The 26131-nt window shown below is 61.4% G+C and carries 19 protein-coding genes and 4 pseudogenes; 14 read left to right on the forward strand and 9 right to left on the reverse strand.

Annotated features, from left to right (window positions below; genetic code table 11):
- The first annotated feature begins 73 nt into the window (after window positions 1-73).
- Window positions 74-1843 (forward strand): hypothetical protein, encoded by a 1770-nt coding sequence (locus ABRP34_RS23515; RefSeq protein WP_353713523.1) that lies wholly within the window; start codon window positions 74-76, stop codon window positions 1841-1843.
- Window positions 1844-3466: 1623 nt separating this feature from the next.
- Here the strand turns inward: ABRP34_RS23515 and ABRP34_RS23520 are convergent.
- On the reverse strand, window positions 3467-4174 hold the full coding sequence (locus tag ABRP34_RS23520; RefSeq protein WP_353713524.1) for a hypothetical protein: 708 nt from the start codon (window positions 4172-4174) through the stop codon (window positions 3467-3469).
- Window positions 4175-4436: 262 nt separating this feature from the next.
- On the opposite strand from ABRP34_RS23520, the gene ABRP34_RS23525 reads away from it, so the two are divergent.
- The gene (locus tag ABRP34_RS23525) at window positions 4437-5552 is read left to right on the forward strand and encodes a pentapeptide repeat-containing protein (RefSeq protein ID WP_353713525.1); all 1116 of its coding nucleotides are present in this window, start codon (window positions 4437-4439) and stop codon (window positions 5550-5552) included.
- A gap of 379 nt (window positions 5553-5931) precedes the next feature.
- On the opposite strand, the gene ABRP34_RS23530 is transcribed toward ABRP34_RS23525, so the two are convergent.
- Window positions 5932-7164, reverse strand: a complete 1233-nt coding sequence (locus ABRP34_RS23530) for a hypothetical protein (protein ID WP_353713526.1) — start codon at window positions 7162-7164, stop codon at window positions 5932-5934.
- 421 nt (window positions 7165-7585) lie between these two features.
- On the reverse strand, window positions 7586-8479 hold the full coding sequence (locus tag ABRP34_RS23535; protein WP_353713527.1) for a LysR family transcriptional regulator: 894 nt from the start codon (window positions 8477-8479) through the stop codon (window positions 7586-7588).
- Between the two features lie 280 nt (window positions 8480-8759).
- Between ABRP34_RS23535 and ABRP34_RS23540 the strand changes: the two genes are divergently transcribed.
- The 7 genes from ABRP34_RS23540 to ABRP34_RS23570 are packed head-to-tail and all read left to right on the forward strand — an operon-like array spanning window position 8760 to window position 14115.
- The gene (locus tag ABRP34_RS23540; RefSeq protein WP_353713528.1) at window positions 8760-10184 is read left to right on the forward strand and encodes an NAD-dependent succinate-semialdehyde dehydrogenase; all 1425 of its coding nucleotides are present in this window, start codon (window positions 8760-8762) and stop codon (window positions 10182-10184) included.
- Window positions 10181-10579 carry a carboxymuconolactone decarboxylase family protein gene (locus ABRP34_RS23545; protein WP_353713529.1) on the forward strand — a complete coding sequence of 133 codons (399 nt, stop codon included), beginning with the start codon at window positions 10181-10183 and terminating at the stop codon, window positions 10577-10579. Before ABRP34_RS23540 ends, ABRP34_RS23545 begins: the two co-directional genes overlap by 4 nt.
- Window positions 10576-11484: an NAD(P)-dependent oxidoreductase gene (locus ABRP34_RS23550; protein ID WP_353713530.1), complete on the forward strand. Its 909-nt coding sequence runs from the start codon at window positions 10576-10578 to the stop codon at window positions 11482-11484. The genes ABRP34_RS23545 and ABRP34_RS23550 overlap by 4 nt, the downstream gene beginning before the upstream one ends.
- Entirely contained in the window at window positions 11477-11602 is a 126-nt protein-coding gene (locus tag ABRP34_RS23555) for a hypothetical protein (protein ID WP_353713531.1), read from the forward strand. Before ABRP34_RS23550 ends, ABRP34_RS23555 begins: the two co-directional genes overlap by 8 nt.
- Window positions 11595-12503: a zinc-binding dehydrogenase gene (locus tag ABRP34_RS23560; RefSeq protein WP_353713532.1), complete on the forward strand. Its 909-nt coding sequence runs from the start codon at window positions 11595-11597 to the stop codon at window positions 12501-12503. Before ABRP34_RS23555 ends, ABRP34_RS23560 begins: the two co-directional genes overlap by 8 nt.
- Window positions 12464-12703: a hypothetical protein gene (locus tag ABRP34_RS23565; protein ID WP_353713533.1), complete on the forward strand. Its 240-nt coding sequence runs from the start codon at window positions 12464-12466 to the stop codon at window positions 12701-12703. Before ABRP34_RS23560 ends, ABRP34_RS23565 begins: the two co-directional genes overlap by 40 nt.
- Before the next feature lie 41 nt (window positions 12704-12744).
- Entirely contained in the window at window positions 12745-14115 is a 1371-nt protein-coding gene (locus ABRP34_RS23570; RefSeq protein WP_353713534.1) for an MFS transporter, read from the forward strand.
- Window positions 14116-14226: 111 nt separating this feature from the next.
- On the opposite strand, the pseudogene ABRP34_RS23575 reads toward ABRP34_RS23570, so the two are convergent.
- Window positions 14227-14476, reverse strand: a pseudogene (locus ABRP34_RS23575) (helix-turn-helix domain-containing protein); the annotation flags it as partial.
- 186 nt (window positions 14477-14662) lie between these two features.
- On the opposite strand from ABRP34_RS23575, the gene ABRP34_RS23580 reads away from it, so the two are divergent.
- The gene (locus ABRP34_RS23580) at window positions 14663-15511 is read left to right on the forward strand and encodes a hypothetical protein (protein WP_353713535.1); all 849 of its coding nucleotides are present in this window, start codon (window positions 14663-14665) and stop codon (window positions 15509-15511) included.
- An 87-nt stretch (window positions 15512-15598) separates the two neighbouring features.
- Here the strand turns inward: ABRP34_RS23580 and ABRP34_RS23585 are convergent, their stop codons facing one another.
- The 3 genes from ABRP34_RS23585 to ABRP34_RS23595 form a co-directional block, all read right to left on the reverse strand.
- Window positions 15599-15844, reverse strand: coding sequence for a hypothetical protein (locus ABRP34_RS23585; RefSeq protein WP_353713536.1), 246 nt, complete (start codon window positions 15842-15844; stop codon window positions 15599-15601).
- Between the two features lie 29 nt (window positions 15845-15873).
- Window positions 15874-16707: an ATP-binding protein gene (locus ABRP34_RS23590; protein WP_353713537.1), complete on the reverse strand. Its 834-nt coding sequence runs from the start codon at window positions 16705-16707 to the stop codon at window positions 15874-15876.
- Between the two features lie 402 nt (window positions 16708-17109).
- Window positions 17110-18069 (reverse strand): tyrosine/phenylalanine carboxypeptidase domain-containing protein, encoded by a 960-nt coding sequence (locus tag ABRP34_RS23595; protein WP_353713668.1) that lies wholly within the window; start codon window positions 18067-18069, stop codon window positions 17110-17112.
- Between the two features lie 142 nt (window positions 18070-18211).
- On the opposite strand from ABRP34_RS23595, the pseudogene ABRP34_RS23600 reads away from it, so the two are divergent.
- Together ABRP34_RS23600 and istB are read left to right on the forward strand one after the other, a co-directional pair.
- Window positions 18212-19505, forward strand: a pseudogene (locus tag ABRP34_RS23600) (IS21 family transposase); the annotation flags it as partial.
- A pseudogene (gene istB / locus ABRP34_RS23605) lies at window positions 19502-20319 on the forward strand (IS21-like element helper ATPase IstB). The pseudogenes ABRP34_RS23600 and istB, both read left to right, overlap by 4 nt.
- A 259-nt stretch (window positions 20320-20578) precedes the next feature.
- Here istB and ABRP34_RS23610 read toward each other — a convergent pair.
- Both ABRP34_RS23610 and ABRP34_RS23615 read right to left on the reverse strand, forming a co-directional pair.
- Window positions 20579-21928 (reverse strand): SLC13 family permease, encoded by a 1350-nt coding sequence (locus tag ABRP34_RS23610; RefSeq protein WP_353713538.1) that lies wholly within the window; start codon window positions 21926-21928, stop codon window positions 20579-20581.
- A gap of 796 nt (window positions 21929-22724) precedes the next feature.
- Window positions 22725-23477 carry an IclR family transcriptional regulator gene (locus ABRP34_RS23615; RefSeq protein ID WP_353713539.1) on the reverse strand — a complete coding sequence of 251 codons (753 nt, stop codon included), beginning with the start codon at window positions 23475-23477 and terminating at the stop codon, window positions 22725-22727.
- A 142-nt stretch (window positions 23478-23619) separates the two neighbouring features.
- Between ABRP34_RS23615 and ABRP34_RS23620 the strand changes: the two are divergent.
- Both ABRP34_RS23620 and ABRP34_RS23625 read left to right on the forward strand, forming a co-directional pair.
- Window positions 23620-24752 (forward strand): annotated as a pseudogene (locus ABRP34_RS23620) (CoA transferase).
- Window positions 24753-24784: 32 nt separating this feature from the next.
- Entirely contained in the window at window positions 24785-26122 is a 1338-nt protein-coding gene (locus tag ABRP34_RS23625) for an MFS transporter (protein ID WP_353713540.1), read from the forward strand.
- Window positions 26123-26131: the final 9 nt, after the last annotated feature.

Here is a 26131-nt window from a genome sequence, read left to right on the forward strand (position 1 = left end):
CACAGGTGGGTACCATTCAAGCCGTCATTAGGTTCGGCATGTCCGGCTGGTGGGTACCGTTCGGGCCGTCCTAGTGGGCTCCGATCAGACTGTCATACTCACCTTTACAGACCCGGAGGGAACACAGCACGACACCTTCGCTATCCCTGCGGCCACCGGCATGGAATACCTGCTGGACGGGAACATCATTCAAGCGGGAACCTACGTTGGGGAGGGCACTGTCACGGTGACGGCCCGGGCGCAGCCGGGCTTCGTCCTGGCCCCGAACCTCCCCGCGTCCTGGTCCGCCACATTCAAGGCAACCCCCTACACGGCAGCGCCCCCGCCGGTCACGTTCACGGACCTGGACGGAATGCAGCACGACACTTTCACCATCCCCGCGATGGCCGGCGTGGAGTACCTGCTGGACAGCAACGTTGTCCCGGCTGGGACCTACCCTGGCGAAGGCACTGTCACGATCACGGCGCGGGCGAAAACAGACTTCGTCCTGGCCCCGAACGTACCCACGTACTGGTCCGCGACGTTTAAGGCAACGCCCTACACGGCAACACCCGTAGCCGTCACCTTCACGGACCTCGACGGCACTAACGGCGATGCGTTCACCATCCCATCGGTGCCCGGCATTGAGTACCTCAAGGACGGAAACGTCATTCCAGCCGGCACCTACCCCGCAACCGGCACGGTCACAGTTACAGCGCGGGCTGCGGTGGACTTCGTCCTGTCGACGGGCGCACCCTCGACGTGGTCTGCGACGTTCCGCGGTTCGTTGAGCGGTGCCACTCCCACAATCACCGGCACGGCGAAGGTCGGCTACATGCTCACTGCCATCCCCGGCACCTGGAACCCGGCCGCCGTCGCCTTCGGCTACCAGTGGTACCGGGCCGGGGTCGCCATCGACGGCGCCGCGGCCACCACCTATAGCCCCAACGCCTCTGACGTAACGAAAACCCTGACGGTCCGGGTCACCGGGTCCAAAGCCGGCTACGCAAGCATCACGCAAACCTCCGCTGCCACAACACCAGTCGCGAGCGGTTCACTTGCCGGGGCCGTCCCGAAGATCACCGGCACTGCCAAGGTCGGATACACGCTCACTGCCAGTCCCGGCACCTGGAGTCCGGCGCCCGTCACGCTCAGTTACCAGTGGTACAGGTCAGGCGTAGCCATTACAGGTGCTACCGCATCCAGCTACCGACCCGCTCCCGCCGACATCGCCAAGACCCTCACGGTGCGGGTGACAGGTGCCAGAATCGGCTACGGGAGCAACACCCAAACCTCCGCCGCAACGGCAGCAGTCGCAAGTGGCTCGCTGGTGGCAGCCTCTCCCCGGATCACTGGCACCGCCAAGGTCGGGTACACGCTCACGGGGACCCCGGGTATCTGGGGTCCGGTCCCGGTCACCCTTCGCTATCAGTGGTACCGGTCAGGAGTGCCCATCGCCGGTGCCACCGCCGCCACGTACAGGCCTGCCGCGGCCGACATCACCAAGACACTCACGGTCCGGGTAACAGGCTCCAAAGTCGGCTACACCAGCGTGGTCAAAGCCTCCCCCGGAACAACGGCCGTGGCCCGGGGCACGTTAGGCGCCCCGGCTCCCAGGATCACCGGCACCGCCCGCGTCGGATACATGCTCACCGTGGTCCCGGGCGCCTGGACGCCGGCCCCCGTCACGCTGCGCTACCAGTGGTACCGGTCCGGAGTGGCCATCGCCGGGGCTACCCGCTCCACTTACAAGCCCGCCGCCGCCGACCGTGGAAAGACCCTCACGGTCCGGGTGACAGGCGCCAAGGCGGGCTACGTGAGCATCACCAGAGGCTCGGCCCCCACGACCTCAACGTTGCGATAGCGGCAGGAAGCAGCGAGCAGATCGACCAGGCACATCAAGAAAGGTGACGGCGGCCTGGCGCCGGAACGGCGTCACGTCACTGACATTCGGATCCTGGCCTGCGGAACGAAGCAGGAGGCGTCGGCGCGGGCCCGAAATGGGGGCAGCACCTGACACCGCGGCGGACTTCCGGACGTACAGGTACACAGTCTCCCCGCTGATCCCGTAGTCCCGGGCCAACATGACTGGAAGCATGTGCCGTTGGCTTCTGCCGGCATGGGCCGTCCCTCGGGAGGCGTGCAGGGTCGCCATTCGAACATATGCGCTGTTATCGGCGTTAAGTTCCGCTGAAGCGACCTTGAGGAGATCTGACCCTAGTTCCAGCAGCCGACAACTGTGCGAGTAAGGCCAGGGAGTAGGCATGAAAGACGTTCCGCAATCCCCGGGCGTTTGAGGTGCAGGAGTAACGCCGTCCTCCTCTCAGCCCGACCGTCCCTTCAAGGGCTGCAATCCGGACGACGGACACCGCGCAAAACTAGCCGCACTGCCCTCCGAACGACCGCCAACAGGCCTGTTCTGACTCAGCCTCGATTAGAGCAGCTGCATTGTCTTCAGAGCCCTCAGCATTTCGCGAGCGAACTGAGTCTCAGGTGCGTGCGCACGCTCCTGCCTGCTTTTGACTGAATACCAACCGGCACGTCGAACGAGGCCAAGACATGGGACCCATGCTCACTTCAGTACAGCCAGGTTCCGGAGCTGCATTGCAGATAGACATGCGGCCGTCACATTTCCAGAAGGAAAGTTAGATTTTTAGTTGACTTGACTGACTGGAGCGCCACTTCGGTACGCGCAAGTGCATGGAGGGGATCTTCGCGTCGAAGGTGCGCAGCGACTGCAAGTCTGTCCAACAGAGCTCCAACCAGTGGCCCGGTAGTTCGTATGGTCGCGGAGAGGGCAACGGGCGTAACTCTCCGCCGTGCATTACGAGATTTCTATGACGATACAACCGACGAAGCGCTCCACCCATGTATCCTTCAACGCGGTTCAAGACAGCTTGGGGATTTTGCTTGAGCTCGGCAATTCTCTGCACCGCAGCTTGGTCCCCAGGGCTTAGATCTGGAGTGTTCGCGATTTGGTCCCAGTGCTGGAGCAGGAGAGCGCAACGAAGGACGTTATCATCGCCGAGTTCATCGAGCCCTGCTCGAATTTTGGTGTCGAGCGAGGGTGACTTTTGCAGACGGTAGCTCATACGAGTGAATTCTGCTCGAGGCCAGGCAGCGGCTAATATCTTGGCCGCCCGGGTTGCCACGATCACTCTCCCTCCCACAGCCTGGTCGGACTCCCCAGGGTCAATCAGAAGGGACTCCAGGGCGGCCCATGCATTGGAAACTGCCACTGGAGCGGGTGATCCGATCAGATGAGAAGCCAATTCGAAGGCATCGTCGATTCTGCCGTGTGCATCGCCAGCTAGACGGTCCTCATATAGCAGTCCCGACTTCGCCAGGGACATCGCATTGATGGCTGGACCACGGGCTCTGAGGGAAACAGCTTTCCCTTCTTTACGCCACCACTTAGGGACGTACGATAGCGGCTTCGGCACTCGGAGAAAGCGGGTCCTACTCAGCAGTCTCTCTAATTGGGCCCTCACCTCTTCAGCCGCGGCAATTTCGTCCCTTGCGCAGACTTCGAACCAAAGCCCCCTGACTGATTTCGAGGTGGTTGCTCGCCAATGCTGCGCATGAGTCGAGCCATCTCCGTCGGATCGATCCACGAGGATCGTTGTTCCATCAGCTCCCGTTCAGGTACATCCAACAGGAGGACCCAGCCTTTGAACGTTGCGGCCGGACGGGCAGCCAAACGTCGGAGCTCCTCGATCAGTTCCTCTTCGGTCGCCTCGGAGTGTCTGGCAATGACCTTCCGTAAGTATTCAGGGTGGAATCCCAAGTCAAGCGCGTAAGACGCCATGTAGCGGGAGCCCCGCTCAAGATGAACTGATCCTTTCTTCGCCGCCTCCAGCCAACCGTCGAGATAATGCCCGGCCACGTACTCGGTAATTCGCTCAAGTTGTCGTCGTCGCTGGCTGGCGTAGCTCAGTGGATGCTTTAGCACTGTCTCAAGCTGCGTTCGGATCGCCGGGTTTGCTAAACCATGGTCACGTCCTAGCTCTGGCAAGAGGCTAGAACGCAACCACTGCACGGCTGAGTCAGAGAGCGCACCCCTTACGGACCAACTGGATGCCTCTACGAGCTCTTGCAGGGCCAGTACTGTTCCCGTGTGCCATACACGCCGATCCCATGGCGTCCACGCCTCTATCTGCTCCACCACACGTGCCTGCAGCAGGTTTACCACCATTGCACCCCTCAAACTTTGATATGGCCTCTAACGCGCGCTACTATCGTGTCAGGTCCAAAGGACCGAAAGCTAAGGCCGGGGAGCCGCGTCCAACGACGCCGCTCCCCATGCCTCTTTAAACGCCCCCAAGCGCGCTAACGACGCTGTAGGCCGAGAGCCAAATACCGGGTGGCCGGTAGTTCGCCTTCTCCTCGAACATAGCCAGCGTTGGCTACCGGAGAGGCCGGGGCTGGAAAACTGATGAAGGGAAACGTTGGCACGTATGACCCGCAAGGCACGGGAACAAGAGGGTGGCAAGGTTGGAAACATTAAGGGTAGCTGGATATCGGAGCGACCCCTGTTGTTCGTCTCATTGCTGGCGGTCGTCATAGGGACGGTTTACGTTGGCGGTTTTGCCGGATGTCGTACTCCTGCCCTCAGCGAAGTGACCTTGTGTAAGAACTCGTTGACGCAACCTTGGGCGACCCTCATTGCAGGAACCCTGGTTCTGCTAGGTGCCATCCTTACCTACCTTTCAACGGAAAAGACACGCGGTCTCACTCGTCAAGAGTTGAACCACACCCAGGATGAAGCTGAGCGTGTTCACCAGCGACAGATGGAGTCCGCACTAAATGACAGGTTCGTAACGGCAGTAGAGCAATTGGGCAATAAGGAACAGGATCCGGTCAAGCTGGGAGGAGTCTATTCACTCATGGCTCTGGCTGAGGACTGGGTGGCCTTCGGCGAACAATCGAATCTCCGAGAACGCGCTAGAAAGCAAGCGCAAGTGTGCGTGGACGTCCTGTGTTCATATGTGAAGTCCAACACCCACGTGCGTGCAAATCCAAACGGGGCCGGCATAGTTGCGGGTGCCAAACTGAAGTCCGTGTCGAGGCCGGAGTCGGACCTGAGGGCCGTGATATTCAGGGTCCTGATGTCCACACGCCAGCACGTCCGTCCTCGAACGATCCCGCACCCTCTTAGTTGGACACGTCTGAACTTCGACGGCGCCGATATGACTGACGTAAATATGAGCTCCGTTCAGGGCGAAAACATTTCCCTCATTGGCGCGAACCTCTCGCGAGCAGACTTGAGCCACTCCATGTGGTTCTTCGGTAACTTTCAACGCACTCAACTGCGTCGAACGAACATGTCGCAGACTGACCTGAGTGGTGCCTGCATGGAGTGGGCCGACTTTGAAGGCGTGGATCTCATGCACGCCAAGGTTGAGGGTGCCCATTTCCATCATGCGCACCTAAGGGGAGCTGACTTCTCCAAGGCGGTGGGCTTAACACATGAACAAATTGAAGAAGCTCATTGCTGGGACGATACGACTTCTTGGCCCGAAGGATTCCGGCCCTCGTGGGCGATAAAACGGCCTGAGGATGAATGTCGCTGACGGCGGTATTGGAGGCGACAGCGCCTTGATCTTCCAGCGGGTAAGCGCCCGATGGTTTGAACGGAATGCTAAAGTGCGTCCTCGCAGAATCAGATCGATACTGTTGGGTGGCTCGCTGTTGCTAGGTTGCGAAAGTGGCAATCAAATTGAACGGTCAGTGGGGCGTGTACGGTCTCAATGTAGTTGGTAACGCCTACATGGGCTTTCGCCAACTCCGTCAGATAGATCCGGCGTCCGGCGTCTCACTCAAGGCTGCGATTTCGTAAATGTTTGGCGTCGGGTCGGGCCGAGACTTGGCAGTCTATGGATCAACGCCATCCGTCTGACTGAAGTTGGCGTCTCCGGATCTATAACTGACCCGGAACCGTGGGCTTAGTAGTCATCTAACTTGCCCGCCATAGGCTTCGGTTAGTGGCATCCAGTTCGAAGTTGGGGTGCACGTCCCTACATCCTTCTGCAGCGCTCCCGGGCCCGGTGTGGGACAGGGGCACGTCTGGGCAGCTCCTCCCCGAGGGCGGGTTTCCTTGCTAGGGCTCGTGGGTACCTTTGAGAAGATGCCGCTGGCAAGTAACACTCCCGCTGCAGCCATGGAGAGTCCGCCAATACTCAAGACCCCAGAGCCGGTGTTATGCAAGGTGCTGGCCCCAGCGATCAACAGATCCTTGTCCTCAATTTCTACTCCGTACGGCCAATTGGGCCGTTGCCGCAGTAGTTCAGCACATCCGGGCGGGCCGGACGGAATGCACTCGGTATTGTATGTGACACGAGAAAGCCATTTTCCCGCCTCTTCATAGGCAAGGTAGGCGCTGAAGAAGCAGAGGCATCCGATGAGGAAGGCGACTGTGGCTGCGGCGCCGAAGGTCCGACGGAGGATTCTCTTCATAAAGAGGCCTTCAGCCCCGGCCTGTTGCAAGCTTGAATATTGTCTTCTCGACCTGGACGGGGTTCGTCCATATGGCTTCCCCCAATCGTTCAGTGTTTCCAGATACTCGGCGTATGAAGCGGACTTATTGGGATTCAGGTCGATAAGGGCGTGTTCGCGAAACCAACGGGCTATTTGTTTATCAAGGATCGGGGCAGCGGTAGCGTCGTCAGGCCCTTGCAATGATGAACAGAAATACAGCCATTTCGTGAAGTACGACGGACCCAGATGTTTAATTTTCCCGTCGTTATTCATGAGCCTGAAGGCATCTAAGGGCCCCTTCTTACGCACTATCAGCGAACCAGCCTCCATGCGCTCGGCGACTGACGTTTGAACTGATAGACGGAAGGCGGGTGCACTCCTATCGTTGGTTTGGGTCAGCACCCACCGGGTGCGGAGTGGACCTAAAGCGGTCGTGCCCCATCCCCAGACCATGGCCGGGACGAAGGCAGACAGCACACGCCCCCGAGCAAGTTCGTGCAACACAACGTCGCGCGTGGACTGGCGGTCAACTCGATCCGGAAGTTCATCCAAGGTCTCGAGCACCTCAGGTAGGTCATGTAGTTCCTGCCTCCACTTGTCGCGAAGCCAGGGAAAGGACTCTTGCGGCTTTGGTTCTTCTGTCAGTAGTTCATCAAGGACAGAGGGAACATCAGGACTCATGGTGACAGTTTTGCGTACAGTGACCATGGACCCGAAGAGCGCCACGGCAGAAGGCTAGACGTTCTGGCTAGAAGCCGGGGCGTTTCTTGTTATCCGCTGAGTGTCGCGATGAGGCACCGCCAGCGAGCAGTATCTCGGGCAGGGCGTGTGCACACCGAGAGGACAGCATGCCCACGAAAAGCTGCCGCCAAGGATCCACTCGAAAAGCGTCGCGATGAAGGACCGTCATAGGGCTGGATGTGTCAGGTTGAGATCTAGGACCTTCGCCGGGCTGCGTCAGATAATGCGAAATCTGACCCTACTCTGACACCTTTTAGGCAGTTGCCTGATGTCAGGTTGGGTGTATGCCAAGCCGACAAGAAAGGGCAACGTGTGCCGAGGGGTGGCGATCCAACGTCGTGGGGGTTTAGGGCGGGCATGGACACGGACGCGGCGGGGCCTTCGCCCGTTAGGCGGCCGCGGCCGCGGTCTGCTCTGCCGTGTTGAGGTGGTCCTTGAGTTCGGTGATGAAGGCTTTGAGGTTCGCGGACCGGCAGTCTCGCCGCCACATCAGCCACGTTTCCGCTGTGCCGAGGCTGCCTTCTATCTCATGCACCTGAACGCGGCTTGCTCCGGGCAGCGTCTCGAGGAGGGATTTGGGAATCATGCAGATACCGCCGCCGGCCGCGACGCACGCAAGCATGCTGTAGTACGAGGAGATTTCGACGATTCGTCCCGGGACCATTCCCTGAGACTCGAGCCAGTCCTCAAAGCGCTGGCGGTAGGAGCAGATCGTGCCGAACATGAATGCGGTCGGGTGGGATGCCTTGAAGTCGTCGTTGATCTCTGTGACCGTCTGCGGGGTGAGGATTACGAGATCCTCCGCGAAGGCCCTAATGCCGGTGAGTGAAGGTACAGCTGGCTTTCCATCAGAGAATGCTGCTGTGAGTTGACCATTCAGCAAATGGTCGAACAGCACTCCTGAGGAGCCTGCTTCGAGTTCGACGTCGACCGCGGGGTAGCGGAGATGGAAGCTGGCTAGGATCGGTGGTATTCGGACGGCCGCCGTGCTTTCTAGGGCGCCGAGACGGAACTTGCCGCGGGGTTCGCCTTGGGCCGTGAAGGCTTTGGCGTCGTTGCACATGTCGATGATCTTTTGGGCATGCTCGCGAAAGACCTCCCCATCGGCTGAGAGGGAGCTTTGCCGCTTGTCCCGGACCAGGAGTTTGACACCAAGTTCTCGCTCCAGCTGCTGAATCCGCGTCGAAACGTTCGACGGAGCGCGTAGAAGTTTGTTTGCGGCTTTGGTGATGCTGCCTGTCTCCGCCACGGCAAGAAAGATTTCCAGCTGTGAGATCTCCATTGTCCTCGTTCTCTCTGAGTGAAGTGATCATGTTGAAACATCACGTTTAGAGAATGATGACAGCCTCTGCGCGTCATTACAACCGCCCGGACACGCCTCCCCGGTCTGCGGGTCACGACGCGTCTCACCGGGCAAGGAAGGAGGCGGGGAGAACCCAGCCATCCTTCGATCGTTCTGTTTTTGAGAAGTGAAGCTTCGGGAACTTCATATTTATAAAGGTGACAGCGGCTTCTAGAGTCATTGTTAGCCCCATCACAAACGAACTTGAAGGAACACCATTATGGGCACCATCGAAGTTGCCGTCGCGAAGTCGACGAACCCGGCTACCGGCGAGGAAGTCGCGGCCTACCCCTACCTGGATGAGCGGGGCGTAGCGGGCATTGTCCAGACCGCCGCCGAAGGTTTCGCCGTCTGGCGCGACACCACCCCTGCAGCGAGGGCCGAGGTTTTCCGCCGGCTTGCCGGGCTGCTGCGCCGCGACACGGCCAAGGTTGCCAGTGTGATCACCGCCGAAATGGGCAAACCCGTCACGCAGGCCCAGGCGGAGGTTACCAAGTGCGCAAACATGCTTGACTGGTACGCCGAACATGGGCCGGCCATGCTGGAAGACACGGCGACGACCATCGGTCCGGAAGCCTACGTCTCCTACCTGCCCACGGGTACAGTGTTGGCGATCATGCCGTGGAACTTCCCGGTTTGGCAGATCTTCAGGGGCGCAGCCCCCATCATCCTCGGGGGCAATGGCTACCTCTTGAAGCCCGCCTCGAACGTGGTCGGCTGCGCTTTGGCGCTGGAGTCGCTGTGGGAGGAAGCAGGGCTTCCGAAGGGCACCTTCACGGTTGTGAACTGCGACCGCCACCAGGTCCCGGCGATCATCCACGATCCAGCCATTACCGGCGTCGCCGTTACCGGCGGGACCGTCGCGGGGCAGAGCGTGGCGGCGGAGGCCGGCCGTGCGCTGAAGAAGGTCATTCTGGAACTCGGCGGCTCGGACCCGTTCATCGTTCTTGCCGACGCCGACCTGGACAAAGCCGTTGACGCTGCGGCCACCGGGCGGATGGTGAACGCGGGCCAGGTGTGCATCTCGGCCAAGCGGATCATCGTCGAGCGCCCCGTCTATGCCGAGTTCACCGCCAAGCTCGCCCGACGGGTCGAAAGCCTCAAAGTCGGGGACCCCACCGACCCCGAAACCTTCGTCGGCCCGATGGCCAAGGAAGAAGGCCTGCTTGACGTTGATGACCAGGTCAAGCGCTCCGTTGCCGAAGGAGCGGAGCTTCTGACCGGTGGCCACCGCATCCCCGGGCCCGGCTCGTTCTACGCCCCGACCGTCCTGGCCGGCGTCACCGAAGCCATGACCGCCTTCAAAGAGGAGATCTTCGGACCTGTCGCGACCGTCATCGCCGCCGAGGACGCAGAGGACGCACTGGCCAAGGCCAACAACTCCGAGTTCGGACTCAGTGCCGCTATCTGGACTGCCGACAGTGCGAAGGCCCGCGCCATGGCCCGGAAAATCGACGCCGGCGGGGTCTTCATCAACGGACTCTCCGTCTCGGACCCCCGGATCCCGATCGGCGGGGTGAAGAAGAGCGGTTTCGGCCGGGAACTTTCCTACCTGGGCGTGCACGAATTCACCAACATCCAGGCGGTGTGGGACCAGACCCCACTCAACGCGGCCAAGGAAGCAGCACAAGGAGTAGCGCAATGAGCACCACGACCATCAACCAGGAACTGTTCGACAAGGGCCTTGCCACCCGCCGTGATGTCCTCGGCAACGAGTACGTCCAGCGCAGCCTGGACAGCGCGGACGAGTTTTCCATGTCGATGCAGGAACTCGTCACCCAGTACTGCTGGGGCGATGTCTGGAACCGCCCGGGCCTGGAACGCGCCCAGCGCAGCCTGATCAACCTGGCCATGATTAGCGCCCTGAACCGGCCGCACGAACTGAAGGTCCATGTCCGCGGTGCGGTCCGCAACGGTGTCACCAAGGAGCAGATCAAGGAAGTCTTCCTCCAGGTCGCTATCTACTGCGGAGCCCCGGCCGCTTTGGAAAGCTTCCGCCTCGCCCGTGAAGTCTTCAAGGAAATGGAGGCCGAAGCATGAGCACCATCGGCTTCATCGGCCTGGGCAACATGGGCTTCCCGATGGCCTCGCGGCTCGCCGACGCGAACCACACCCTCATCGTGGACGACCGGGACAAGGGCGCAGTCCAGCGATTCCAGGACCAGCACCCCACGTCCCGGACGGCCACGGACGCCAAGGCCTGGCAGGACGCGGACATCATCATCACGATGCTTCCCAACTCCGACATCGTCGAAGCCGTACTCGCCGGGGGAGTGGCCGCGGCCGCCTCGTTGAACACCCTGTTCATCGACATGTCCTCCTCCGAACCTATTCGCTCCCGCGACCTCGGCGCACGGCTCGAACTACAAGGAATGCGGTACCTGGACGCCCCCGTCTCCGGCGGGGTACGCGGAGCCCAAAACGGGCAGCTCGCCATCATGGTCGGAGGCCGCTGGCAGGACCTGGACCAGGCCAAGGACATTTTCGACGTGCTGGGCAAATCCGTCATCCACGTCGGCGACGCCGGCTCCGGACACGCAGCCAAGGCCCTGAACAACCTGGTCTCCGCGGCTTCGGTCGCTGCCACCGTCGAAGCCCTCCGCGTCGGGGAACGCTTCGGCATCGACCCGGCAACCCTGACCCAGGTCCTGAACGCCTCCTCCGGGCGGAGCAACACCTCCGAGAACAAGGTCGCACAGTACATGCTCTCGGGCACCTTCGGCTCCGGTTTCCCGATCGGGCTGATGACCAAAGACATCAAGATCGCCACCGCCCTAGCCGATTCGCTGGGCGTCGAAGCCCCGTTCAGCCACGACTGCGAAACTATTTGGCAATTCACCCTCGACTCCGGCCACGGCGCCGAGGACCACACGAGGATGTACGAATATCTCGCCACCCCAACCACCACTCCGGCTTTCAAGGATGAAAGGCAAATCCATGCATGACTTCGCACTGGTGCTGCAGACCGCGGCCGAGGACTTCGAGTTCAACCGCGAGATGCGCTACTACACGGGCAAACTCTCCGTCGCCGTCGGCGACAACAAGGAGATCCTCGATGTCTGACGCCGCTTACGGCCGCGTTGCCGTCATGACCAGCCCCCGCGAACTCGACTACGCCGAGTACCCCCTTCCCGCCCCGGGACCCGGAGCGATTCTGATGAAAGTGACCAGGGCCAACGTATGCGGCTCGGAACTCCACATCTGGAACGGCAAACACCCTGTCAAGAAAAGCGGCGGGCTCGGCCACGAAATGGTCGGCACCGTCGCGGCCCTGGGTGAGGGTCGGCCCACCGATAACGCCGGTCAGCCGCTCAACCCCGGCGACCGCATCGTCGCCACGTACTTCCAGACCTGCGACCGGTGCGCCCGCTGCCTTGGCGGACAACCGAACCTCTGCGACAACGCTTACGAATTCTTCGGCAAACAGCCCGCCGAGGCACCCCACTTCCACGCCGCCTTCGGCACCCACTACTACATCCACCCACGCCAGCACGTCTACAAGGTCCCGGACGAAATCCCCGATTCCGTAGCGGCCAGCGCCAACTGCGCCCTCTCCCAGGTCACCTTCGGCATTGACCAGATCGGTCTGCAATACGGCGAAACCCTGCTTATCCAGGGTGCCGGGGGACTGGGCCTGAACGCCGTCGCCGTCGCCAAGGAACGCGGCGCCACCGTAATCGTCATCGATCCCTCCGGACCCCGGCTCGAACAGGCCCAGCGCTTCGGGGCCGACCACGCCATCAACATGGCAGACATCCCGGACCTCGAGGACAGGATCGCCGCCCTCCAGCAGCTCACCGGAGGTCAAGGCCCCGACGTCGCCATCGAACTAACCGGCGTCCCCGACGCCTTTGCCGAAGGACTGCGGCAGATCCGGCGCGGCGGCCGCTACCTGGTCATGGGCAACCTTTCCCTGGCAGGACGGTGCCGTTCGACCCAGGCTACGTCACCCGCAAAGCCATGACCATCAAGCACGTGGACCGCTACGAAGGCCGCTACCTCTACAAGTCCCTAACCTTCCTAGCTGAGCATCAGGACAAGTACCCCTTTGACGCCATGATCGACGCGACCTTCACCCTCGACGGCGTCCAAGAGGCCCTCGAAAAGTCCCTCGCCCGCGAAGTCACCCGCGCCGCGATCCTCATGGACAACACAAGCGCCTGAGCCGGCGACAAATCCACCCCCGCATCCTGAAAAGAAACGCCATGACAACAGCACACCTCGCCGGCCTGACCCCTGATCAGGTCCGCCGCAAAAGCCTTATCTCCGGCACCGTCGGAGCAATCATCGAATGGTACGAATACACCGTCTACGGAACGGCCGCCGCCCTCGTCTTCGGCACCCTGTTCTTCCCCTCCACCGAACCGGGTGTATCGCAGATCGCGGCCCTGGCCAGTTTCGGCGTCGGCTTCCTCGCCCGACCCGTCGGAGCTTTCGTCTCCGGCCACCTCGGTGATCGGATCGGACGCAAGTCCACCCTCATCCTGACTTTCCTCATCATGAGCATCTCCACAGCAGCCATTGGCTTGCTCCCCACCTACCAGAGCGTCGGGTTCTGGGCTCCGGTACTGCTGTGCGTCCTTCGCCTCACCCAGGGCTTCGCCGTCGGCGGCGAGTGGGGCGGTGCTGCTATCATTGCCGTCGAAAACGCCCCGAAGGGACGCCGCGGATTCTTCGGGGCCTGGCCGCAAATCGGCGTCTCCTGCGGGCTGCTGCTTGGCACCGGGGCCGTAGCCATCTCCCAGGCCATCTCCGGGGACCAGTTCATCGTCTGGGGCTGGCGCCTGCCCTTCCTCGTCAGCGTGGTGCTGGCAGCCGTGGGTCTCTACATTCGCCTCAACGCCAGCGAAAGCCCAGCCTTCCTAGCCGCCAAGGCCGAAGCGGAACGGAAACAGGAAAAACAAAAAGCGCCGATCCCGGTCGTTTTCAAAGAGCACCGCAGGTCCCTGATCATCGCTCTGTTCTCACGCTTCGCCGAAGCAGGAAACTACTACCTCTTCACCGTGTTCCTGCTCTCCTACGTCGCGACGACCCTAAAGCTCCCGGCCAGCTACGGACTGGTCGCCGTCATGATCGGATCTGCTCTAAACATCGCCATGATCCCTGTCTTCGGTGCCATCTCGGATAAAATCGGCCGAAAAAACACGTTCTTCTTCGGCGCGGCCGTCATCACCGTCAGTGCTTGGCCCATCTTCGCCATGATCCAAACCGGCAACCCGTTCGCGATCATCGCCGGCGTAACCATCTTCCTCACCCTCGGCCACGCCGCCGTCTACTCCGTACTCCCCGCCTTCTACTGCGAACTGTTCCCCACCGAAGTCCGCTACACCGGCATCTCCGTCGGGTACCAGACGGCAGCCATCCTCCTGGCCGGATTTACCCCGGTCATCGCCAGCGCCCTCGTCCTCTGGTCTGGAGGCACCTGGCCCCTGGTCGCCATCATCGTCGTCACCACCCTCATCGCGGTAGCCGCCGTCGCAGCCGCCAAAGAATCAAAGGACCTCGACCTGGACACCATCGGAAAGACACCAGCAACCCTTAACGGCGAGCCCAAACCAAGGACCCGTACCCGCTGACCTCCAACAATCTGGACCGGGCAAAAACCCGGGCAGACGACGGGTCCACGGCTAACGGTGGGCCCGTCGTCTTCCGGAGGGCGCGGGGGCGTGGTCAGGGGCAGTGCCCAGTCACGCGACGCACCTCCACTCAGGCGGCGGCCCGGAAGGCGGCCCCCACTGGTACACCGTTTGCCTGCTGATGCCGTAATCACTGGCGAGGACGGCTTTGGGGATTCCGGCGGCCGCCCGCTGCACCAGCCCGGCCGCCCGTTCCGGGGTGAGGGTCTTTTTCCTTCCGCGGTAGGCTCCCCGCTGCTTAGCCAGCGATGCCTTCCCGCTGCCGCTCCCTGGTCAGCCAGCGTTCGAATTCGGCGAAGGCGAGGGCTGGAATGACCACGACCCCGCCGCCCTGGCCGCGGCCGACCGGATCCGTCACGAGGTTCACCGCCGCTACGGCATCAACACCCGCGACGTCGGCAGTGACGCCGGATACCTGGCATCAGGCGTCGAAACAGTCAGCGCTGAACAGGCCCGCCTCCAAGGCGTCCGGGAGCACGACAAGGCAATGGCACTCATTGTCGCGGCGCAGGCCGAAGACCTTTGGGCCAAGGCCGAAATGCTTGCACCCGTCATGGAGAAGCACCAGGTCCCCGCCGAGTACCTGACCAACCAGGCCCTTGTCGCGGCACTGCAGGCATCACAGGACGCCACGACTCCCGAGGCCCTCGAGGCTGCCGACACCATCGTGAAGGAACGCCTGTACCTGATCGGCAAAGACGGCATCAACGGCCCCACCATCGACCAGCTCCGCGAAGAAACCACAGCGAACTTCAACGGCGCCGGCGACAACCACTTCACGGACGCCTCCTTCGTGAACGCCGCCAAAGACTGGCACGAAGCCAAACTCCTCGCCGAAGGCGGCTTCACCGGCACCCCCGACCAGCCGCTCGAGCAGCGCTACGAACGCACCGAAGCCGAACTCTTCGCCCGTATCGAGGCCATGGGCCGCGAGATCGAGAACAGCGTCACCGGCACCAACAGCCAACGGCCTGAAAGTGAAGGCGCAAAGACCGAAAACGGTCCGGCAGCCGAGTACGGTTCCGAAGCCCATCATCAGGCGTTCGCGGCATCCCTTGCCGGGACGGCCACAGACGAGCAGGTAAAGGGCAGGCTCGCAGCAGCACGCAGCGAAGGCACCCACCCCAGGAAGCACTGGCAGCCAATGCGCCCGCCAAGGCACGGAAGGCAAGCCCGGGCGCCGCGCTCGGCGCGCAGAAAACGAAGAACGGTCCAGCCGCTAAGGCCTGTTGCCCGGCACGAAGCTCGCCGTGCCGGGCATGCCTTGATCGATATGATCACACGCCTGAGTGCCGTCAGTGGCTCGTATTTGTCCAGATGGTGTCTGGATAATTAGCCCACGCCCGGGTCCGCCGGGCCGTGACGCCGTGACAGGGTTTCGAGATCCGGCACGGATTTCTTCCCCTGCTGCACGTTGGTGCCGTCAGGACGGAAGATTCTTCAGAAGGTACTGCCGGAGGCCGGGAATGGCGAAGGTGACCTTTCCGTGACCGGCTGACTCAATGAGCCCAGCGGCAAGGAGCCTGGTTCGGTACTTGGCCACAAGCGTTGGCTTGGACCCGGTCCGTTGAACTATATCGCCGGCTGTTGAGGTGTCCTCATCAACGGCCATGGCTTGAAGAAATTCGAGGTCTTTGTTGGAGGCCGTCACCAAGGCAGCTTCGATCACCACGCGCTCGTTGCGACGAATGGCGGCGGCTACGGCTCTGTCGACTGCGGCAGGTGAGAGGAAGCCTCGTGAATCTCAGCTTCTCTCCAAAGGAAGTAGCCGACGAGTTGGATAAGGAAGGGGTAGCCCCCTGTGGCCGTAGCTGCCCTGCTTACCAGGTCGGGGGTGATGCTGATCCCGGCGCTGCTGAATGTTTCCGCGAATGATGTTTCGACATCACGAACCGCGGCTGCGTGAAGGTCGATCTTGTCTGCCCTGCGAAGGAACGTCGCGACGCCCTCGTTTAAGAGGTCCGATACCGCAGACGGCAGACCGGCGAAGATTAACGCGATGGGCAGCCGGTCCTGGATGAAGTGCTGGACGTTCGCGGCCAGTTGGGACAGCTCCGTCCGGTCGGCGGCGTGGATCTCATCTACGGTAATGAGGAGCCCGGTTCCGCGTTGGTCCAGAAGCGTGAGAAGATCCTCCCCAAGCTCACGCCAGTCCACCTGGCGTTCCGGTGACAGCTGTGTCGTGACGCCGAACCCGGCGACCGTAACGGCCGTGATACGTCGTCGCGATTCAGGTCCGTCTCCGAGCTCTTGGCTTAGGCGGCGCATTTTTTCGCCGATCCGGCCCATGAATGTCCCGGTCGCGGTCTCTGAAACCACAGCCCATCCGTGTTCCCGGGCAACGTCATGGGCGGCTCCAAGCATTACCGTCTTGCCGATGCCCCGTGCTCCGGTAAAGATGGACAGCAGACCAGGTGCCCCGGAGCCGAGTCGAAGACCGTACTCGAATTCATCTAGAAGCCCGGCCCTGCCTATGACCTCCGGTGGTGTAGCCCCGGCCGTTGGACGGAAGGGATTCTCTATGTCTAACATGCGCTCAGCCTACAGGTGAATTCTGGTGAATTTGGTGAATTTGCCGTGGGGGGTGAATTTGGTGAACTTGGAAGCCCGATCCAAATCGCACCGATAGCAGGGACCGTACAGTAGTCACAGCCGTGCATACCCCTGTGGGCGTAAACGATGCCGCGGAAATCCACCTGGGGGAAGCATGGGCCTTCGGTTCCAACTCGTGGATGCCAGGGCCTTTGGTGGACCAGGAAGCCGCGGGAACAGGTGAACTCGTTCTCTGCCGAGGTGACCTGAACTACGGGTTCCTGAGCGACGACCTAAGGCCCGGCGCCTTCAGCGCCAGGCCATCGGATTCGTGGCCCGCAAGGCCAGGACGCGCGCGCTCAAGACGGCTGACATCCCTCCTCCTTCAGCCAAGATGAATGGCTAGGCATTGAAGATGTTAAGTGCAGTGGAGTCATGGTGCAGTTCTGGTCGCTTCAACTCGCCTTCGGCGTGCAATTCCAAGGCCAGGGACAGGTGTTCAGTTGACCATTTGACTCCTTGGAGGAGCTCTAGGCCGTGGTTATTGGTTGAGGCGAGTTTTTCGATCCTTCTTAGGCCGCCCAAGTATCCGCAATCGTTGGTCAATCCGCCGTTGTTGTTAGGGTTGCTCAGGCCGCGTTTGACTCTGATGGCTATGTCCACGGCTGCAGGCTGCCCGATGTGCTGTTGCAAGCCTGCTGCGATAGTGAGGATTCCGCTCGTCTGTGCTTGATCTACGGCAATGACGCGTGCGGCGTAGGTGCGGAGTGCGGAGGTGTCCAGCCGTTGCATTTTGGTCTCGGCCCACAATGCCAACCCTTCTTCGGTTGCCACGGCTGACCCTAGGGCCACGAAGGCAAGTGGTTGGTGTTGGCGAGAGGCGTTGGCCCAGTGCAGGACGTGTCCGCCCACCTCCTGCACCAGGAGTCGGTTGGCTTCGCATGCTGTGAAGGTCGCGTCTGCGCGGATGCGCATGCGTTTGAGGGGTCCATTAACGCTCGCCCTTGAGGACATGTCGAGGCTGACTTGTACGTTCCAGTCGGGGAGGTCGTAATTGGCCAGTGCCGTTCTGAATCGCTGTGCCAGGTCTTCGGCCGTTACCGTTGCGGAGGACGGTTCTGCTGGAGGTGGTGTGCGTCGAAGCAGGGAAGTGGCTTCATCAATTAGTGCGTGGCTGGGGAGTCCATCCATTGTGACGGCCATTTCCCGGTACTGGTCATCGTTGGCGGATGCGAGGGCCACGCCCCGGGCGCGGCATGTTTGAAGATGCTCGTGCAGGGCGTCCCGGAGACTGCCGGACAGGTCCACAGGCACCATCTCGCTGATCTCGTTGAGTGCAGAGAGGTAGCCGGTCAGGTTGATTTCCGGGTACTGAAAGCGGTGGGGTAGCTGGAGAGCTCGTCACTGACGGCTCGGGCGATCTCCTTGCGATGCTTTGCCGCGTCGAGTGGGTGGGCCCAGGTGCTTGTACGAAAGTGCTTGGCCGAGTCGCGGAGTGCCGTGACACGCTCCGGGCGCGGAGGCTAAGGTCGATTTCGGTGACGTGTGGGTGGATCTGGACGGGGTGCGGACCCGGTGTTACATGTTCGCTTTCCGGCTAAGTCATTCTGGAAAGTCCGTCCATCGCATATACCCGACCTGTGTGCAGGAGGCCTTCCTGGAGGGTCATATCGACGCGTTCCAGGTCTTGGGTGGTGTCCCGACTGAACACATCCGCTACGACAACCTCACTTCAGCCGTGACGAAGGTTGTCTATGGTGCCGGGCGGCAGCGGGTGGAGAACGAGCGTTGGGTCCTATTCAAATCGCACTTTGGCTTCGATGCCTTTTACTGTGAGCCTGGGATCGCCGGCGCCCATGAAAAGGGTGGGATCGAAGGCGAAGTTGGCAGGTTCCGGCGGAATTTCCTGACTCCCGTGCCGGTGGTGAAGACCTTGGCTGAGCTCAATGACAGGCTCAGGGTCTGGGACGCGGAAGAGGACGCCCGGAGGATCGCACAAAGGCTCCGCACCATTGGGGACGATTTCGCTGTGGAACAGCCTCTGCTTGCACCCCTGCCGGTGGGGGGCTTTGATCCTGGCCTGGTGTTGACGCCTCGGGTCGATCGATCGTCGCTGGTCTCGTTCCGTTCGATGAAGTACTCGGTTCCGGCGCGGTTTGTCAATCGGAAAGTCCGGGTGTCCCTGCAGGCGACGCAGGTGAAGATCTTTGACGGCCGGACGCCGATCGCGACCCACCCACGGACCGTGGGCAGGGTCCGGCAATGCGTGCAGCTGGACCACTACCTTGAAGTACTCCGGATAAAGCCTGGCGCGCTTCCGGGCTCCACTGCGTTGGCGCAGGCCCGTGAATCAGGAGTGTTCACTCCGGCTCATGACGCGTTCTGGGCTGCCGCCCGGAAAACCGACGGTGACACCAAAGCGATCCTGGAACTCATCGATGTGTTGCTCTTACTCAGGGTCATGGACGCTACCGAAGTCATTGCCGGGATCGCCGCTGCCCTATCGGTGGGCGCGGTCAGCGCCGACGTTGTCGCTGTCGAGGCCAAGCGCGTGGCCGCTGAACGCAGCGCGCACTGGGTGGGTCCAGCCCGATTGCGATTCCGGCGAGAAAGAAGAAATCGTCGAGCACCGGATTGTCAGTCTCACCCAGCGCCGTCTTGCCGACCCGGCAGCTGTGATCGCTGGTCTGCCACCGGAGAAGCGACCTGTCCCCACGGTTGCTGGGTATGACCAGCTACTGGCCAAACGTGCCACCGCATCCGGACCGGCAACCAATTCCAAGGAGCAGATCTCATGAGCCCAACCACGCCTGTTGTCGTGTCCCAGGCCCTGCGGCGACGCCGTGGACTGACCGAGCAAGCCGCCGTCGCTGCGGTGGACCAGGCTTGCCGGAGGCTCCGGTTGCCCACGATCAGGGCGGTCCTGGACGAAGCACTCCATGTCGCTGGCAAGGAACAGCTCTCATATCAGGGCTTCCTCGCGGGAGCTACTTCTGGCGGAGTGTGATGACCGTGACCGGCGTTCCTCGACACGAAGGGTCAAGTCAGCTGGCTTCCCGAGGGATAAGTGGCTTGGGGATTTGGATTTTGAAGCGAACACGAACATCAACCCGGCAACGATCCACACCTTGGCCAGCGGAGATTGGATACGCAAGGGGCAGCCCCTATGCCTTATCGGTGACTCCGGCACCGGCAAGTCCCACCTGCTCATTGGGCTCGGCACGGCCGCGGCGGAGAAGGGCTTCCGGGTTAAATACACCCTCGCTACGAGGCTCGTGAACGAGCTCGTGGAGGCCGAGAATGATAAAGCCCTGGCCAAAACCATCGCACGCTACGGGCCGCGTGGACCTGCTCTGCATTGACGAGCTGGGTTACATGGAGTTGGACAAGCGAGGCGCCGAGCTTCTGTTCCAGGTCCTCACCGAACGCGAGGAAAAAGCGTCCGTTGCCATCGCCACCAACGAATCCTTCTGTGGGTGGACCAAAACCTTCACCGACCCACGCCTTTGCGCGGCCATAGTGGACCGGCTCACCTTCAACGGCACCATCATCGAAACCGGAACAGACTCCTACCGACTCGCCCACACACTAGCCCAACAAGCCGCCGACTAGACCGCGTTAGTTGATCCGGAACGATTGAGGGGTCGGTCGCTATAGCCAACGCCACGGGTATGACGCAGCAGTGCCTCTGGGAATTACCCGCGGGCACTGCTGCGTCCGCTTGCTAGCGCCCTAGTCTCTAGGGCAACACCTGTCGCGTACGTACAAGCGGCCACGCCACGTTCAGAAAATCTGGGTCGGTTCCTACGTGCCCCTATTGAAGCAAACGCGTTCGGGCTTTCGCCCAAGCGTTGGCTGCGGAGACGTTCGGTTAGAGGGTTCCGGGCAGTACGAGCAGTCCCACCAGAGCAACGGGGCCGATGATCACCATGCTCATGCCCCAACGCATCAGTCTGGATGTCATGCGGGCCCGTTCTGATTCTGGAGCGGTGGCGATGACTGTTGCGCCGACTGTCGAGTATGGAGAGAGGTCCACGAGTGCGGAGCAGATGGCGAGTGCTGTGATGATTGCCCAGCCGGGGATGCCTCCGGTTGCGACGAGGGGAAGAGACAGTGGAATGATCGCGGCGAGCATGCCGGTGGTTGAGGCGAAGGCGGAGATCAGCCCGGCGGCAACGCACAGTGCGAAGGCGCTGAGGAGGGGGGTTCCGGCGGCCTCGGCGAAATGGCCGATGAGTTCGATGGCTCCCATGTGTTCCAAGACGCCCACGTACGTGATGACGCCGCCGACCAGCAGGATGGTTGGCCAATCAATTTTGGTGATTGCGGTCTTGCTGGTGGCCGGGTCGAGAAGGGTGAGGACAGCACCGAACGCGAAGCACAGAATTCCCACATCGGGGTTCCCGCCGGTCAGAGCAAGCCAGATTAAGGAGATGAGGAGCCCGGCTATGCAGGTGATGGTTGCGATCTGCGCCGTCGTAAGCCGTGCTGCTTTGGTCTTGGTGTCGACTGGCGCATCAACGCTGGTGGCCACGGTCCCTGGGCTGGAAGGGCGGTTTTCCTGAAGGGGAGATGAATATCCAGAGGTTTCGATGTCATGGGGGGTTTGGGTCCGCTGGCTGCGCGGCAGCCGGGTGCCGCCGAACATGAGGAACGCGGCAACCAAGAGGACGAGGTTGGTCACGATGGCTACGGTGAAGAGCACGAGTGGGTTTAGGTCAATGCCAGCTTCTCTGGCAGTTCCGTAGCTGATGATTCCGAAGAGGCTGGTTGGGGCAAAGGCTCCGGCTGTCAGTCCGGTACCTATGGCCAGGCCCATGAGCATGGGGTCGATCATGTATTTCTTTGCCAGAGGCATTGCTATCGGTGCGAGTGCCAGGGCGGCCAGGGACGACCCCATGGCTGCTACCCCGCACGAAAGGGCAAAGAACAGGATGGGGAAAAGAGCGGCCCGGTCTCCGACTTTTGCTATGGACCGATCGATGAGTTGGTCGATTGTGCCGTTGGCCTGGGCTATGCCGAAGAAGAACGTCACCCCGGCCAGCAGGATCATGATGCCGACAGGGAAACCCCCGATGATGTCTTTGAGGGACATCGAGGCCAGCGAGAGTCCGACGCCGCAGGCAGCGGCGAGGGATAGCACGCCGATGTGCCCTTTGCGGATCGAACCGGCCGCGAATACTGCTATGAAGATGACCAGTGCTGTGAGCTGAGCAACCATACCAAGCCTTTCATGAGTCAGCCGCAGGCACGGGGTCGGGCATCGTTGCCCTGTGGTGCCAGCGAAGTAGAGGATACGAAAGAGACTGCCTGGCGTGGCTAGGCGGCGGAGTTCTAGGTCCGCACACAGCGCTACATGGTTGTCGGTGTTGGTTTTGACAACTATGGGTGTTTCATATTGTGGAACACCGTCTCTCTGCGTGGAATGAGATTAGTCACAGTATCCCGTCTGGTCAAGCAACCTCGGATCATTCGCCCGATATGGTGGACCGGCGGCCACGTGTGCAGGCCTGAGATCATTCGCTGGTACGTCGCAGCACTAGAGGAAAAGAGCGTGGCTGCCGTGGTGATGACCGCCATTTCATTGAGGTTTACCGATGCCGGCCCTGGGGCTTGGTCGATGACGTCGCGGTCTTGCGGATCGCGGGGAGGCTCGCAGCACGCTGCTTGGGGCACCGCCCGGGGCTGGTCTGATCAGGCACGCACCGGCGCCTTTCGACATTTTTCGGGTCTCGGGGCCGGAATTCAACTCCGGATTGTCCAGCATCATGTCCGTTTCTGGCGTCCACTTTTCTACCGGGACCTTCCAGTGTTCGTTGAGCTTGGCGTTGGCCGAGTTTCTCATGTCACGTTCCGTATCGGCTTCCGGATTCACGGGTCACTCAATGACCTGGACTACGCGACGGGCATGACTGAAATAGTCCTGGCCCGCAATGGGCGGGCGATTAGGCTTCCTCCGAAAGTCACAGCAGATTTGCAGCGCCTGGCTGCAGTCGATGCTCAGGGAACCGGCTGAGCTATCCGTTTTGACCGAGCTTCATGGCGGCGCTGATTTCCGCGGCAGCTTCCCGGACCATCGCCCCCAGAATGCCCTCATCCTCCGGCATGCGGTACGTCGGCATAAATGCCGACAATGACGCGACCGGGTTGCTGCGGCCGCCAAAGATGGGGGCAGCAAGGGAGCAGATGTCCTCCCGGAGCTCACCGCGGACGATGGCGAACCCGCGCTCACGCACCTGGGCAAGATCCGCCTCAAATTCCTCGGCAGAGGAGATTGTGTCCGGGGTGAACACCTCAAAGGACTCAGGATAAAGGTTTGCCCGCTGCTGCCCCCCTGAGAACGCCAGGATCGCCTTGCCGTTGGCACTGGCATGGACAGGGGAATGCTGGCCAACGGGCCAGTGGATCCGTACCGGCTGGGTGGATTCAACCTGGTCAATGACCACCACTTCACCCGATTGCGGTACGGCCAGATGTACCGCCTCGGTGCAGGCATTTCGCAACCGTTCCATGACGGGTTTGGCGGCGGTCCGCAGGTTGCTGTCTGCGGCCACGCGCTGCGCCAGGATGGCCGGGGCTGCACTCAGCACCCACTGCCCACCTTGGCTTCCTGACTTTCGGGCAACCCAGCCAACGGTTTCGAGGGTCGTCAGGAACCGGTGAGCTGTCGACTTGGGGAGGTCCAGCCGACGGGCCAAATCGCTGACACCCACAGGCTGTGTTTCAGCGACCTCCTGAAGAACCCGAAATGCCTGGATGACAGATTTCATGCTTGACCTCCATGATCATTGTGACTAACATCATTCCGCCTTGTAGAACACTGTTCCACATTATGGGACGAAAGGAATTACGATGTCAACCCATCTGAGCCCCAGCGATGCGGCCGTCAGCACGACTCTGCCAATGGAGGGCATGCGCGTCGTCGACTTCACGACCGCCTTGTCCGGACCTTTCGCCACTCAGACTTTCGGTGATCTCGGTGCAGACGTGATCAAAGTTGAACGACCCAGCGGCGATGATTCGCGCAGCTGGGGCCCGCCCTTCGTGGGAGAGGCAGCTTCCTACTTTCTGTCCATCAACCGGAACAAGCGCAGCATTGCCCTTGACCTTAAAAAAGAAGAGGACCGCAGTGTCGCCCTCGAGCTGATCAAGTCCGCTGATGTTGTGATCGAGAATTACCGGCCAGGGGTCGCTGACCGTTTGGGCATCGGCTACGCTGCCGTGCGGGAGCTGAACCCCTCAGTTGTCTACTGCTCGATTTCCGGCTACGGCGCGGACCAGCCGCCCAAGCCCGGCTACGATCAGGTCGTTCAGGCGACGTCGGGGTGGATGAGCCTGACAGGCATGCCGGATTCAGAGCCTCTGCGCACCGGCGTTCCGGTCGGTGATGTCGCCTCCGGCATGAACGCCGTCCAGACAGTCCTGGCCGCGCTACTGCGCCGGGAGCGCACCGGTAAAGGGGCCTTGGTTGATATAGCCATGCAAGACACCCTGGTTTCCATGCTCGCCTATCAGGCCGGCCGCTACTTCGCTACCGGAATCGCCCCCGGGCGAAGCGGCAACCACCACCCCACCGTCGCCCCCTACGGCTGCTACCGAACACTGGATGGAAACGTCGTGATAGCGGTGGGCAACAACACCCAGTTCGCCCGGCTTTGCGAAACTCTTGACCTCCCCGGACTGCTCAGCGACGCTGACTTCCGGAACAACGTAGACCGCTGCAACAACCGCGACAAGCTGGACAGCGTGCTCAACGCCCGTACCGCGGCCATGACAAGCCCCGAACTTGTACAGGCGCTCGAAGAGGCGGAGTGCCGGGCGGTCCCATCCGGGACCTCAAGGAAGTCTTCGAGGATCCAGCCACGGCATCCCGCGGCCTCGTTCTGACCTTCCCGGGACCTTCGGGCGAGAACTTCAGCGTTCCTGGGGGCTCCTGGCACCTGGACGGACAACACGCCACCGTGCACAGGCCACCTCCGGCCCTTGGGGAGCACGACGCGGAAATCCGGGCCGAACTCCTCCAGCTCACTTTCCCCCAACCATAGGCCTCGCCCCACCCCGTTCAAAGGAGAACGCCATGGCATCCACCCGCACCAAACCCCAACAATCCGGCACGACAGGCACGACCAGCATGCGGCGCCTCATCGCGGCCAGCCTGGTCGGCACCACCATCGAGTGGTACGACTTCTTCATCTACGGGTCGCTGGCCGCACTCGTATTCAACAAGCTGTTTTTCCCCGACAGCGACCCTCTCGTAGGCACGATGCTGGCTCTCGGCTCCTACGCCGTCGGGTTCGCCGCCCGGCCGCTTGGAGGGATCGTCTTCGGTCACTTTGGAGACAAACTGGGCCGCAAGAAACTGTTGATTGTCAGCATGCTCATGATGGGCGGATCCACGGTCCTCATCGGCTTACTGCCCACTTATGCGGCCATCGGAATCATGGCACCAGTACTCTTGACGCTGCTGCGCGTCGTCCAGGGCGTCGCACTCGGCGGTGAATGGGGCGGTGCTGTCCTGATCCTGGCAGAACAGGCAAAGCCCGGTCGGCGCGGCTTCGCTGCCAGCTGGCCGCAGGTCGGCGCGCCGCTGGGTAACGTCCTGGCCGCCGGTGTGCTGGCATTGTTTGCAGCCACCTTGCCTGATGAGCAGTTCCTGTCTTGGGGATGGCGTGTGCCCTTCCTCCTCTCTGCCCTCCTGTTGGGTATCGGTTACTGGGTCCGGATCTCGGTATCCGAGCCCAAGGTCTTCGAGGCCTCCAAGGCAGCAGATGAAGCCAGCGGCCATCAAAAGGTACCGGTCAAGGAAGTGTTAACAAAGCATCCCAAAGCCTTGCTCCAGGCTCTGGGCGGCCACTTCGCCGTGAACGTTCTCTACTACACCGTGACAGCCTTTGCGCTCGTCTATGTCACCCAGCTTGGATCCAACCGTGAAACGGCCCTCGTCGCCCTGATGATCGCCAGTGGAATTCAAACAGTGCTCATCCCGCTGTTCGGCGCCTGGTCAGACAAAGTCGGACGCAAGGTCCCGTACCTGATCGGAGCCTCAGGCATGCTGATCTTCGCCTTCGCGCTGTTCCCAATGCTCGGAACAGGCTCCTTCCTGGTGATTGTGGCCGCGATGTCCATCGGCCTGATCCTTCACGGCCTCATGTACGGTCCGCAAGCGGCCTTCTACGCAGAACTCTTCCCAACCCGGGTCCGCTACACCGGCATCTCGGTCGGAGTCCAGCTGGCCAGCGTATTCGCCGGGTCAATGGCACCCATCATCGCCACGGCACTGCTTGCCCAATTCAACTCATGGATTCCCGTCGCGATCTACCTGGCTATCTGCGCAGTGATCACCATGGCCGCGGTCGCCTGGGCCCCTGAAACCTACAAGCGTTCCCTGACCGATGTTGACTCCACCAACTCCTGAACCAGAAAG

This window comes from Arthrobacter sp. K5, from assembly GCF_040448525.1.
In the GTDB taxonomy this organism is placed as follows: Bacteria; Actinomycetota; Actinomycetes; order Actinomycetales; family Micrococcaceae; genus Arthrobacter; species Arthrobacter globiformis.

Coding starts and splice junctions, on each gene's coding strand:
- ABRP34_RS23520 (WP_353713524.1), bottom strand. CDS start 4,174: ATGGTGGTAAACCTGCTGCAGGCACGTGTGGTGGAGCAGATAGAGGCG.
- ABRP34_RS23525 (WP_353713525.1), top strand. CDS start 4,437: ATGACCCGCAAGGCACGGGAACAAGAGGGTGGCAAGGTTGGAAACATT.
- ABRP34_RS23530 (WP_353713526.1), bottom strand. CDS start 7,164: ATGGTCACTGTACGCAAAACTGTCACCATGAGTCCTGATGTTCCCTCT.
- ABRP34_RS23535 (WP_353713527.1), bottom strand. CDS start 8,479: ATGGAGATCTCACAGCTGGAAATCTTTCTTGCCGTGGCGGAGACAGGC.
- ABRP34_RS23540 (WP_353713528.1), top strand. CDS start 8,760: ATGGGCACCATCGAAGTTGCCGTCGCGAAGTCGACGAACCCGGCTACC.
- ABRP34_RS23545 (WP_353713529.1), top strand. CDS start 10,181: ATGAGCACCACGACCATCAACCAGGAACTGTTCGACAAGGGCCTTGCC.
- ABRP34_RS23550 (WP_353713530.1), top strand. CDS start 10,576: ATGAGCACCATCGGCTTCATCGGCCTGGGCAACATGGGCTTCCCGATG.
- ABRP34_RS23555 (WP_353713531.1), top strand. CDS start 11,477: ATGCATGACTTCGCACTGGTGCTGCAGACCGCGGCCGAGGACTTCGAG.
- ABRP34_RS23560 (WP_353713532.1), top strand. CDS start 11,595: ATGTCTGACGCCGCTTACGGCCGCGTTGCCGTCATGACCAGCCCCCGC.
- ABRP34_RS23570 (WP_353713534.1), top strand. CDS start 12,745: ATGACAACAGCACACCTCGCCGGCCTGACCCCTGATCAGGTCCGCCGC.
- ABRP34_RS23580 (WP_353713535.1), top strand. CDS start 14,663: ATGGCACTCATTGTCGCGGCGCAGGCCGAAGACCTTTGGGCCAAGGCC.
- ABRP34_RS23590 (WP_353713537.1), bottom strand. CDS start 16,707: ATGTTAGACATAGAGAATCCCTTCCGTCCAACGGCCGGGGCTACACCA.
- ABRP34_RS23610 (WP_353713538.1), bottom strand. CDS start 21,928: ATGGTTGCTCAGCTCACAGCACTGGTCATCTTCATAGCAGTATTCGCG.
- ABRP34_RS23615 (WP_353713539.1), bottom strand. CDS start 23,477: ATGAAATCTGTCATCCAGGCATTTCGGGTTCTTCAGGAGGTCGCTGAA.
- ABRP34_RS23625 (WP_353713540.1), top strand. CDS start 24,785: ATGGCATCCACCCGCACCAAACCCCAACAATCCGGCACGACAGGCACG.